The sequence below is a fragment of the Streptomyces sp. NPDC059875 genome (assembly GCF_042731085.1).
GTDB lineage: Bacteria > Actinomycetota > Actinomycetes > Streptomycetales > Streptomycetaceae > Streptomyces.
The window spans coordinates 80031-91395 of the sequence record NZ_JBHWJZ010000006.1 but is presented as its reverse complement, the minus strand read 5'-3'; the positions used below and the strand labels follow the sequence as shown (position 1 = coordinate 91395).

The 11365-nt window shown below is 67.7% G+C and carries 11 protein-coding genes; 5 read left to right on the top strand and 6 right to left on the bottom strand.

Going from position 1 to position 11365, the window contains the following annotated elements; genetic code table 11:
• Positions 1-127: 127 nt before the first annotated feature.
• The 4 genes from rplI to rpsF all read right to left on the bottom strand — a co-directional run bounded on the left by rplI (position 128) and on the right by rpsF (position 1843).
• Positions 128-574: a 50S ribosomal protein L9 gene (gene rplI / locus ACFV9D_RS09495; RefSeq protein WP_315894947.1), complete on the bottom strand. Its 447-nt coding sequence runs from the start codon at positions 572-574 to the stop codon at positions 128-130.
• An 18-nt stretch (positions 575-592) separates the two neighbouring features.
• Entirely contained in the window at positions 593-829 is a 237-nt protein-coding gene (gene rpsR, locus ACFV9D_RS09490) for a 30S ribosomal protein S18 (protein ID WP_005315025.1), read from the bottom strand.
• Positions 830-887: 58 nt separating this feature from the next.
• The gene (locus tag ACFV9D_RS09485) at positions 888-1478 is read right to left on the bottom strand and encodes a single-stranded DNA-binding protein (protein ID WP_385143418.1); all 591 of its coding nucleotides are present in this window, start codon (positions 1476-1478) and stop codon (positions 888-890) included.
• 74 nt (positions 1479-1552) lie between these two features.
• Positions 1553-1843 carry a 30S ribosomal protein S6 gene (gene rpsF / locus ACFV9D_RS09480; protein WP_004950685.1) on the bottom strand — a complete coding sequence of 97 codons (291 nt, stop codon included), beginning with the start codon at positions 1841-1843 and terminating at the stop codon, positions 1553-1555.
• 285 nt (positions 1844-2128) lie between these two features.
• On the opposite strand from rpsF, the gene ACFV9D_RS09475 reads away from it, so the two are divergent.
• The 3 genes from ACFV9D_RS09475 to ACFV9D_RS09465 all read left to right on the top strand — a co-directional run bounded on the left by ACFV9D_RS09475 (position 2129) and on the right by ACFV9D_RS09465 (position 4793).
• Positions 2129-2428 carry a hypothetical protein gene (locus ACFV9D_RS09475; protein WP_385143415.1) on the top strand — a complete coding sequence of 100 codons (300 nt, stop codon included), beginning with the start codon at positions 2129-2131 and terminating at the stop codon, positions 2426-2428.
• A gap of 129 nt (positions 2429-2557) precedes the next feature.
• On the top strand, positions 2558-3676 hold the full coding sequence (locus ACFV9D_RS09470; protein WP_385143412.1) for a lipid II:glycine glycyltransferase FemX: 1119 nt from the start codon (positions 2558-2560) through the stop codon (positions 3674-3676).
• Positions 3677-3761: 85 nt separating this feature from the next.
• Positions 3762-4793, top strand: coding sequence for an alanine racemase (locus ACFV9D_RS09465; RefSeq protein WP_385143409.1), 1032 nt, complete (start codon positions 3762-3764; stop codon positions 4791-4793).
• A gap of 18 nt (positions 4794-4811) precedes the next feature.
• Here the strand turns inward: ACFV9D_RS09465 and ACFV9D_RS09460 are convergent, their stop codons facing one another.
• Both ACFV9D_RS09460 and ACFV9D_RS09455 read right to left on the bottom strand, forming a co-directional pair.
• Positions 4812-6305 carry a glycosyltransferase family 87 protein gene (locus tag ACFV9D_RS09460; RefSeq protein WP_385143407.1) on the bottom strand — a complete coding sequence of 498 codons (1494 nt, stop codon included), beginning with the start codon at positions 6303-6305 and terminating at the stop codon, positions 4812-4814.
• Positions 6306-6430: 125 nt separating this feature from the next.
• Positions 6431-9145 (bottom strand): transglycosylase domain-containing protein, encoded by a 2715-nt coding sequence (locus tag ACFV9D_RS09455; RefSeq protein WP_385143403.1) that lies wholly within the window; start codon positions 9143-9145, stop codon positions 6431-6433.
• 368 nt (positions 9146-9513) lie between these two features.
• Between ACFV9D_RS09455 and ACFV9D_RS09450 the strand changes: the two genes are divergently transcribed.
• Complete coding sequence (locus ACFV9D_RS09450; RefSeq protein ID WP_385143401.1) at positions 9514-10203, top strand: helix-turn-helix transcriptional regulator; 690 nt, start codon at positions 9514-9516, stop codon at positions 10201-10203.
• A 49-nt stretch (positions 10204-10252) separates the two neighbouring features.
• Positions 10253-11335 (top strand): inositol-3-phosphate synthase, encoded by a 1083-nt coding sequence (locus tag ACFV9D_RS09445; RefSeq protein WP_385143398.1) that lies wholly within the window; start codon positions 10253-10255, stop codon positions 11333-11335.
• The last annotated feature ends 30 nt before the right edge of the window (positions 11336-11365 follow it).

Genomic DNA, 11365 nt, shown 5'->3' with positions numbered 1-11365 from the left:
CTGTGGGGGGGCCCCCCCGCTCGGGCGGGTTGATCTACACGGCCCCCCCCGTTTTTTTTTTTTCCGTGTACCGGGGGGCCGGCCCGCCCCGGGGGGGGGCGCCCCTTCCGTACTGCTGAGAGCAGCGTTACGCGGCGACGACCTCGACGCCGAGCTTCGCGGCAACCTCGGGGTGCAGACGCACGGACACCTGGTGCGAGCCCAGGGTCTTGATCGGCGAACCGAGCTCGACGCGACGCTTGTCGACGTCGGGGCCACCCGCGGACTTGATCGCCGTGGCGATGTCGGCCGGGGTCACGGAGCCGAAGAGGCGGCCGGCGTCGCCGGAGCGAACGGCCAGACGCACCTTCACGCCCTCGAGCTGGGCCTTGATCTCGTTGGCCTGCTCGATGGTCGCGATCTCGTGGATCTTGCGGGCGCGGCGGATCTGCGCCACGTCCTTCTCGCCACCCTTGGTCCAGCGGATCGCGAAACCACGCGGGACCAGGTAGTTGCGAGCGTATCCGTCCTTGACGTCGACGACATCGCCGGCGGCACCGAGGCCAGAGACCTCGTGGGTCAGGATGATCTTCATTTTTCGGTCACCCTTCCCTTATCGCGCGGTGGACGTGTAGGGCAGCAGCGCCATCTCACGGCTGTTCTTGACGGCCGTGGCGACGTCACGCTGGTGCTGCGTGCAGTTGCCGGTCACGCGGCGGGCACGGATCTTGCCGCGGTCGGAAATGAACTTCCGCAGCATGTTCGTGTCCTTGTAGTCCACGTACGCGGTCTTGTCCTTGCAGAACGCGCAGACCTTCTTCTTAGGCTTGCGCACAGGCGGCTTCGCCATGGTGTTTCTCCTGTGTGATCAAGAAGTTTGGGTACGAGCTCTCTTCGAGGGGAGTGCCCTAGAAGGGAGGCTCGTCCGAGTAGCCGCCGCCGCTGCTGGAGTTTCCACCCCAGCCGCCGCTTCCGCCGCCCTGCTGCTGGCCGCCACCGGCCGGCGCGCTGGTCGCCCACGGGTCGTCGGCGGGAGCACCGCCGCCACCCTGCTGGCCACCACCGGAGCTTCCGCCCCAGCTGCCGCCGCCCTGCTGGCCGCCCCCGCCGCCGTAGCCACCCTGGCCACCGCGACCGGTGGTCTTGGTGACCTTGGCCGTGGCGTTCTTGAGGCTGGGGCCGACTTCCTCGACGTCCAGCTCGTAGACCGTGCGCTTGACGCCCTCGCGGTCCTCGTACGACCGCTGCTTCAGCCGGCCCTGCACGACGACGCGCATGCCTCGCTGAAGCGACTCGGCGACGTTCTCCGCCGCCTGACGCCAGACCGAGCAGGTCAGGAACAGGCTCTCGCCGTCCTTCCACTCATTGGTCTGACGGTCGAAGGTGCGGGGGGTGGACGCGATACGGAACTTCGCGACCGCCGCACCGGACGGGGTGAAGCGCAGCTCGGGGTCGTCGACAAGATTGCCGACGACCGTGATGACGGTCTCGCCTGCCATTGGATGAACCTCTCGGCGGGATTGCTTCTGGCTGCTTACTGCTACTCGAACCCGATGACCTCTGAGCTAGATGCTCAGTGGGTCTCGGGACGGAGGACCTTGGTCCGGAGGACCGACTCGTTCAGGTTCATCTGTCGGTCGAGCTCCTTGACGACCGCAGGCTCGGCCTGCAGGTCGATGACCGAGTAGATGCCCTCGGGCTTCTTCTTGATCTCGTAGGCGAGACGACGACGGCCCCAGGTGTCGACCTTCTCGACCTTTCCGTTGCCCTCACGGACGACAGAAAGGAAGTTCTCGATCAGCGGGGAGACAGCGCGCTCCTCGAGATCGGGGTCGAGGATGACCATCACCTCGTAGTGACGCATGTGGAACCCACCTCCTTTGGACTCAGCGGCCACGGTCGTTCCGTGGCAGGAGGGTCGTGATGCGTAAGCAACGGTATCGGCCGCCACTGACAAACCCCCTCGGCGAGCGAGGAGACCGTCGGGGTCCTGGGTGGACCTGGGCAGACACCGGTGCAGACCGTACAGACTACCTGCACACCGGCTTCCGGTTGAAATCCGGTGGTGGGGGGACGCAATCTGTACACATCGGATGTCGGCGGCGCTAGGATGCGCCGCCTTCCCGGCAGGCACGCCAGGAGGTGCCCCATGGCTCAGGCAATGCGACCCGACCCCGGACATTCCCTTCTCGCCACCGACGGCAAGCCCCACCCGCTCCAGGACACCCTGATGGGGGTGACGCTCTTCCTGGGCGTCCTCTCCTTCATCACCGCGCAGTTCCACGACCTGCACGTGCTGGCTTCCTGGGCCGGGCTGATCGGCATCGTGACCGGCGCATTCGGACAGTTCGTCTCCGTGACCACCAGGGAACGCTTCGTCCTGATCGTCGGACTCGGCGCCTCGGCGGTGGGCTTCTATCTCGGCATGTTCTACGGGGGCCTCGCCTGAGACATCCCGGGTCGGCCGCCGGCCGTGGGCCACACGGCCCATGAGGGCGCTCCCCGGTCGCAGTAGGCTTCGGCGCGTGAGCCGGAGCCCCTGTACCGATGGGGACACACCTGCCGAGGAGCGCCCCGCATGAGCCTGACCCTGAGGACCATCAGCCGTGAGCAGCATCTGGCATTCATCCAGAGCCAGCCCGCGGCGAGCCACTGCCAGGTCCCGGCGTGGGCTGATGTGAAGACCGAGTGGCGCTCGGAGAACCTGGGTTGGTTCGACAAGTCCGGCGAGCTCGTCGGCGCGGGCCTCGTGCTCTACCGCCAGCTGCCGAAGATCAAGCGCTACCTGGCCTATCTCCCCGAGGGCCCGGTCATCAACTGGTACGCCCCCAACCTCGACGACTGGCTGCAGCCGATGCTCGCGCATCTCAAGCAGCAGGGCGCCTTCTCCGTGAAGATGGGCCCCCCGGTCGTCATCCGGCGCTGGGACTCCGCCGCCATCAAGTCCGGAATCCAGGACCCGGACGTGAAGCGCCTGAAGGACGTCGAGGCCACGCACATCGAGCCGCGTGCCTTCGAAGTCGCCGACCGGCTGCGGAAGATGGGCTGGCAGCAGGGCGAGGACGGCGGCGCCGGCTTCGGCGACGTCCAGCCCCGCTACGTCTTCCAGGTGCCCCTCGGGAACCGCTCCCTCGACGACGTCCTCAAGGGCTTCAACCAGCTCTGGCGCCGCAACATCAAGAAGGCCGACAAGGCCGGCGTCGAGGTCGTCCAGGGCGGCTACGAGGACCTCGCCGAGTGGCAGCGGCTGTACGAGATCACGGCCGTCCGCGACCACTTCCGCCCGCGTCCGCTCTCGTACTTCCAGCGCATGTGGACCGTCCTGAACAACGAGGACCCCAACCGGATGCGGCTGTACTTCGCGCGCCACAACGGGGTGAACCTGTCCGCGGCCACCATGCTCGTGGTCGGCGGCCACGTCTGGTACTCCTACGGAGCCTCGGACAACATCGGCCGCGAGGTCCGGCCCTCGAACGCGATGCAGTGGCGGATGCTGCGTGACGCCTACGCGATGGGCGCGACCGTCTACGACCTGCGCGGCATTTCGGACTCGCTGGACGAGACCGACCACCTCTTCGGCCTCATCCAGTTCAAGGTGGGCACGGGCGGCGAGGCGGTGGAGTACGTCGGCGAATGGGACTTCCCGCTCAACAAGCTCCTGCACAAGGCGCTCGACATCTACATGTCGCGCCGCTGACGGTTGCGTAGTCTCGTACGTAATCTCGTAGGTCTCGTACATACCTTTGATACACCGCAGCCATCAGAAAGGTTCCGGGCCGGCCATGGCGCTCTCCCTCTACGTCGACACCGCTCGCTGGCGGGCGCACCAGAAGACCGTGATCGACCAGTTCCCCGGACTGATCCCCGTCTGCAAGGGCAACGGCTACGGCTTCGGCCATGAGCGGCTCGCCGACGAGGCGGCCCGCTTCGGCTCGGACATGCTCGCCGTCGGCACCACGTACGAGGCCGCGAAGATCAAGGACTGGTTCGGCGGCGACCTGCTCGTCCTCACCCCCTTCCGGCGGGGCGAGGAGCCGGTGCCGCTGCCCGACCGGGTGATCCGCTCCGTGTCGTCCGTGGACGGCGTGCACGCCCTCGTCGGCGCGCGCGTCGTCATCGAGTGCATGAGCTCGATGAAGCGCCACGGCATCCTCGAGGAGGACCTCGGCCGGCTGCACGCCGCCATCGAGGACGTACGGCTCGAGGGCTTCGCCCTCCACCTGCCCCTGGACCGCACGGACGGCACCGACGCGGTCGAGGAGGTCATCGCCTGGATGGACCGGCTGCGGGCCGCCCGGCTGCCGCTGCACACCATGTTCGTGAGCCATCTGCGGGCCGAGGAGCAGGCCCGGCTCCAGCAGCAGTTCCCGCAGACCCGGTTCCGCGCCCGGATCGGCACCCGGCTCTGGCTGGGCGACCACGAGGCGACCGAGTACCGCGGCGCCGTCCTGGACGTCACCCGGGTCGCCAAGGGCGACCGCTTCGGCTACCGCCAGCAGAAGGCCGCCTCGGACGGCTGGCTGGTGGTCGTCGCCGGTGGAACGTCGCACGGAGTGGGCCTGGAGGCCCCCAAGGCGATGCACGGCGTGATGCCGCGTGCGAAGGGCGTGGCCCGCGCCGGTCTGGCGACCGTCAACCGGAACCTCTCGCCGTTCGTCTGGGCCGGCAAGCAGCGCTGGTTCGCCGAGCCGCCGCACATGCAGGTGTCGATCCTGTTCGTCCCCTCCGACGCCCAGGAGCCGAAGGTCGGCGACGAACTGGTGGCCCACCTGCGGCACACCACCACGCAGTTCGACCGCCTCGTCGAGCGCTGAGCCACCCGGGGTCCCGCGCTACTCCCGCGGGACTCCCCACTCCACTCGCGGCCCCTCGACGGCCATGGCGGCGTGCCGGGCCGGGTGCGCGGCCCTGCCCCGTACGAAGACGTCCTCCGCGCCGTCCAGGACGCCCCCTGAGGGGTCGTCCGAGCCGTCCTGACGCACCACGTCCCGCTCGGGCGCCAGGATGTCCCGCACGACCACGGCGCACAGGTAGAGCGTGCCGAGCAGGTGCAGGACGATCGCGAAGTGGTAGCCGTCCGTCGGCAGGCCCTGCTTGTTGCCGCTCATGGTGAAGGCCAGGTACATCCAGATGCCCAGGAAGTACATGACCTCGCAGGCCTGCCAGATCAGGAAGTCGCGCCACCGCGGCCGGGCCAGCGCGGCCAGCGGGACGAGCCACAGGACGTACTGCGGCGAGTACACCTTGTTGGTCAGCACGAACGCGGCCACGATCAGGAACGCGAGCTGGACGAAGCGGGGCCGGCGGGGTGCGGTGAGCGTCAGGACGCCGAGACCCACGCAGGCGAGCAGCATCAGCAGTATCGCGAAGGTGTTCGCCGTACCCGGCGCGATCGGCTCTCCGCTGCGCTGGCTGATCAGCAGCCAGATCGATCCGAAGTCGATGTTCCGCTCGGTGCTGAAGGTGTAGAACTGCTTCCACCCCTCGGGCGCGAGCAGCATGATCGGCAGATTCACCGCGAGCCAGGCGCCCGCCGCACCGAGCAGCGCCGCCCCGTACTCCCGCCACCGCCAGGCCCGCCAGCACAGCAGCAGCAGCGGTCCGAGGAGCAGGACCGGGTAGAACTTGGCGGCGGTCGCGAGGCCGATGAGGATGCCGGCCGCGAGCGGACGTCCGCGTGACCACATCAGCACGGCGGCGGAGGTCAGCGCGACGGCCAGCAGATCCCAGTTGACGGTGGCGGTGAGCGCGAACGCGGGGGCCAGGGCGACGAGCAGCCCGTCCCAGGGCCGACGGCGGTGGGTGCGCGCCACACAGACGGCCATGACGGCGGCGCAGACCATCAGCATGGCCGCGTTGACCATCCAGTAGATCTGCTCACGGTGCATCAAATCGCTGCCACCGGGCGTCAGCCAGGCCGCGACCTGCATGAACAGACCGGTCAGGACCGGGTACTCCAGGAACTCTATGTCGCCGCTCAGGCGGTCGAAGTACGGCACCAGGCCCTCGGCGAACCCGCGCCCGGCGAAGAGGTGCGGGATGTCGGAGTAGCAGGCGTGGGTGTACTGGGACGTGGTGCCCCGGAACCAGGCCCAGTCGTAGCACGGGATCTTCTGCACCATCCCGAGGGCAAACATCCCGATGGCCACCAGTGCGATCACCCGCACGGGGGTGAGGGGGCCGGTGCCGAGCAGCGCCCGGCGGCCGATCGGCCCGCCGATCAGTTCGCTGCCCGCCGCTGCGACCTCGTCGCGGCGGGTGGGGCACACCACCGGCGGGTCCTGCGGCCGGTCCTGAGGCGGACTCGTCTTGTGGAGGCTCGGCATGGGGGACATCCTGCCGTACGTCCCCCCGAGAAACGGTGAGGGCCGCCGCCCCCGGCGACGTACCTGGGGTACGTGTCGGGGACGGCGGCCCTCAGGGCCGTGCCGGGCGGGGCCCGGCGGGCGGATCAGCCGCCGCCCAGCCAGCCTGTTCCACCGTTGGGCTTGCCGGTTCCAGCGGTGTCGGTGCTCGTCGGCGTGGGTGTCGTCGGCGTCGAGGTCGCACCGCCGTCCGAGGCGCCGCCGTTGTCGTTGCCCGAGTTGGCGCCACCGTCCTGCCCGCCGTTCGTGCAGCCCCAGTCCCACACGCCACAGCTCTCGCCCGGGTCCGGCGACTTGCTGGGCTTCGAGGAAGGCGTCGACGAGGGCGTGGACGACGGCGTGGACGACGGGGTCTGCGAAGGCGTCGGCGTCGGGCTGGAGGCGCCTCCGCCGTAGACGATCTCCGCGTCGAGGTCCTCCGGCTCCGGGAAGGACTCGACCTTCATGTCCTCGAGCGCGTCGGTCATGTAGTCCTTCCAGATCTGCGAGGGGAAGGACGAACCGTGGATCTTGGGCTGGTTGCCCGTGCCGAACATGGACTCGAACTTGCGCTTGGTGTTGCTCGCGTCGTCGTCGAAGCGGTACATGTCGATCGCGGTCGACAGGTTCGGGGTGTATCCGACGAACCAGGCGGAGTTGTTGCCGTCGGTGGTACCCGTCTTGCCGGCGACGTCACGACCCGGGATGGCGGCCTTCCGGCCGGTGCCCTTCGGGTTCTCGACGACATCGCGCAGGACGTCGGTGACATTGCTGGCGATGGCCGTCGAGAAGGCGCGCTTGGGCGTCGCCTTGTGCTCGTAGACCGTCCCCTTCTTCGACTCGATCTTCTTCACGGAGTACGGCTCGATCTGCTCGCCGTTGTTCGCGAAGGTCGCGTACGCGCCTGCCATCCGGATCGCGCTGGGGTCGGAGATGCCGAGGGAGAACGACGGCACGTTGGCCTTCACCAGGGAGCTCTCCCGCAGACCTGCCTTCACCGCCGTCTCGCGGACCTGGTCGATCCCGACGTCCATGCCGAGCTGCACGTAGGGCGAGTTGGCGGAGCGGATCATCGCCTCGCGGAGGCTCATGGGGCCGTAGTCCGCGTCGTCGTCGTTGACCTGCAGCCACTCCTTGCCGTTCTCGTCGTGCCAGACCGTGCCGTCGTAGTTCTTGACCTTCAGCTTGTTCTTGCCGGAGTAGCGGCTCTTGTTCGGGTCGACGATCTTGCGCGTGGTCTCGTCCTGGACGGGCGGCTCGGACTTGTCCCGTACGCCGTACTCCATGGCCGCGGCCAGGACGAACGGCTTGAAGGTCGATCCGACCTGCGCACCCGTCTGGTCGGCGTTGTTGGTGAAGTGCTTGGTGGCGTCGGTGCCGCCGTAGATGGCGACGATCTCACCGGTCTTGGGGTCGACCGAGGCGCCGCCGAACTGGACGTGGGTGTCCGTCTTCGGCCGCTCCTTCGGGTCGATGTGCTTGGCGTAGACCTTCTTGATCGAGTCCTCGAGCGCCTTGACCTTCTTCTTGTCGAAGGTCGTGTAGATCCGGTAGCCGCCGAGGGCGAGATCCTTCTCGGTGATCTCCGAGTTGTTGACGAGGTTGGCCTTGGCCGTGCTGACCAGATAGCCGATCTGGCCGGTCAGCTGGGCGTTCTTCTTCAGGGGCTGCACCTTGGGGAACGTCGGGTACTTCGCCCGCTCCGCGGGGTCGAGGTGACCGTCGTTGACCATCTCGCCGAGGATCCAGTTCCACCGCTCGGTGGCACGGTCCGTGTTCGCCTCCGCCGTCGCCTTCGGGTCGATGTCGGTGGAGCCCGCGGGGTCGTAGTAGGTCGCGCCCTTGAGCAGGGAGGCGAGGAAGGCGGACTCGCTGACGTTGAGCTTGTCGGCGTCCTTGTTGAAGTACGTCCGGGCCGCGGCCTGGATGCCGTAGGCACCGCGACCGTAGTACGCGGTGTTCAGATAGCCCGCCATGATGTCGGGCTTCTCCATCTCGGCGCCGACCTTTATGGAGATGAAGAGCTCCTGGACCTTTCGCGTCAGGGTCTGCGACTGGTCGTTGAGCATGTTGTTCTTCACGAACTGCTGGGTGATGGTCGAGCCGCCCTGGGTCTGCCCGCCCTTGGCCATGTTCCAGACGGCACGGCCGATACCCATCGGGTCGATGCCCGAGTCTTCCTTGAACGTCTTGTTCTCGGCCGAGATCACCGCGTCCTGCATGTGCTTCGGAATCTTCTCGATCCCGATGATCTGGCGGTTGACCTCACCACCGGTCGCGGCCATCTGCGAGCCGTCGGCCCAGTAGTAGACGTTGTTCTGCGCCGTGGCGGCATCGGCCGGCTCGGGGATCACCACCTGCGAGTACGCGATCGTCGCCGCACCCATCACACCGCCGAAGAACACCAGGCAGAGCCCGGTGACGAGCTTCCACGAGGGCATCCAGCGGCGCCAGCCGTACTTGCCGTACCGCGGGTAGTCGATCACCCTCTTCTTGCCCGGCGGACGGTCACCACCGCGGCCGCGGCCCGGACCGCCCTGGCCGCCGCCTCCACCGCCGCGCCGGCCACCGCCGTGGCCGCCGGCGCCGCCGCCTCCGTCAGGGGTGCGCCGACGGCTGCCGCCGCGCTGTGCCGCGCGACGGGCCTCGGCCCGCCCTCCGTAGGTTCGTTCCTCTCCGTACCCGGACGAAGGGGATCCCGTACCGACATCCCGCGCCTGGGCCGACCTACGGCCCATGGGCTGCTGGGCAGCGCGTCGGGCCGCCGCGCGGCCGCCACTCGGCGGCTGCGACTGCGGCAATTTGCGACGGTGCTCGCTCATCGAACGACTACTCCTCGGGCAGGCGCATGCGCCTGGAAGCGGCAGTTGAGTTCCGGTCCCCCCGAAATGCGGACGGCCGAGTCTCATCGAAGACTCCTCCGTACCGCAGCCGGTCACCCGCATCACTGACGCCTTGCGGCGTCGCTCGGTTCCCGGTGCTCTGCATGCCGCACAGACTACGCACGGTCAAAACCTGCCTAGGGCCGAAGTTCACCCCAAATCAGGCAAGTCAATTGCTGTGAATTGACGATGTGACGCCGGTCACTACAGCCCCACTTGTCGCTGGAGACCGGCCGTTCTATCGTCATGATGTATCGAGTCGATACATCAGTGCGGCATAAGGGACCCGAAGGCGGAGGAGGCGGCGGATGAGCAGACGCTCGGGAATCCTCGAGTTCGCCGTTCTCGGCTTGCTCCGCGAAGCCCCGATGCACGGGTACGAGCTGCGGAAGCGGCTCAATACCTCGCTGGGCATCTTCCGGGCCTTCAGCTACGGGACCCTCTATCCCTGCCTCAAGACGCTGGTCGCCAACGGCTGGTTGATCGAAGAGCCGGGAAGTGCCCCCGAGGACGCGCTCGCCGCTTCACTCGCAGGGCGCCGCGCCAAGATCGTCTACCGGTTGACGGCCGAAGGTAAGGAGCACTTCGAAGAGCTCCTCTCCCACACCGGTCCGGACACCTGGGAGGACGAACACTTCGCCGCCCGCTTCGCCTTCTTCGGTCAGACCGAGCGCGAGGTGCGGATGCGGGTACTGGAAGGCCGCCGCAGTCGGCTGGAGGAGCGCCTGGAGAAGATGCGCGCCTCTCTGGCCCGCACGCGCGAGCGCCTCGACGACTACACGCTTGAGCTGCAGCGCCACGGCATGGAGTCCGTGGAGCGTGAAGTGCGCTGGCTGAACGAGCTCATCGAGAGCGAGCGGGCGGGGCGGGATCAGCGATCCGGCTCCGACGCCCCCGAGGGCACCGCTCAGCACGACAACGATTCTGGAGAAACGGGCGGCCTGCCCCGGCACGGGGGCAGTACCCGGCCGGATCCGTCCGACGACACCGCCAAGTGAAACCCTGCACCCCGCAGGGCTTCCACGATCACACAGGGAGCAACCGGAAATGGGTTCGGTTCGCGTAGCCATCGTCGGCGTGGGCAACTGCGCCGCCTCGCTGGTGCAGGGCGTCGAGTACTACAAGGACGCCGACCCGGCGACCAAGGTGCCCGGCCTGATGCACGTCCAGTTCGGCGACTACCACGTCGGTGACGTCGAGTTCGTCGCCGCCTTCGACGTCGATGCGAAGAAGGTCGGCCTCGACCTCTCCGACGCCATCGGCGCCAGCGAGAACAACACCATCAAGATCTGCGACGTCCCGAACGCGGGCGTCACGGTCCAGCGCGGCCACACCCTCGACGGCCTCGGCAAGTACTACCGCATGACCATCGAGGAGTCCGCCGAGGCTCCCGTGGACGTCGTCCAGGTCCTCAAGGACCAGCAGGTCGACGTGCTGGTCTGCTACCTGCCCGTGGGCTCCGAGGAGGCTGCGAAGTTCTACGCGCAGTGCGCCATCGACGCCAAGGTCGCGTTCGTCAACGCTCTCCCGGTCTTCATCGCCGGCACCAAGGAGTGGGCGGACAAGTTCACCGAGGCCGGTGTCCCGATCGTCGGTGACGACATCAAGTCCCAGGTCGGCGCCACCATCACGCACCGCGTGATGGCGAAGCTGTTCGAGGACCGCGGTGTCCGTCTTGAGCGCACCATGCAGCTCAACGTCGGCGGCAACATGGACTTCAAGAACATGCTCGAGCGCGACCGCCTCGAGTCGAAGAAGATCTCGAAGACGCAGGCCGTCACCTCGCAGATCCCCGACCGCGAGCTGGGCGAGAAGAACGTCCACATCGGTCCGTCGGACTACGTGGCCTGGCTGGACGACCGCAAGTGGGCGTACGTCCGCCTGGAGGGTCGCGCCTTCGGTGACGTTCCGCTGAACCTGGAGTACAAGCTCGAGGTCTGGGACTCCCCGAACTCGGCCGGTGTCATCATCGACGCCCTGCGCGCCGCGAAGATCGCCAAGGACCGGGGCATCGGTGGCCCGATCCTCTCCGCGTCCTCGTACTTCATGAAGTCCCCGCCGGTGCAGTACTTCGACGACGAGGCCTTCGCCAACGTCGAGAAGTTCATCAAGGGCGAGGTCGAGCGCTAAGACGCTGATCGAGTTCATCGATCGAGGGTC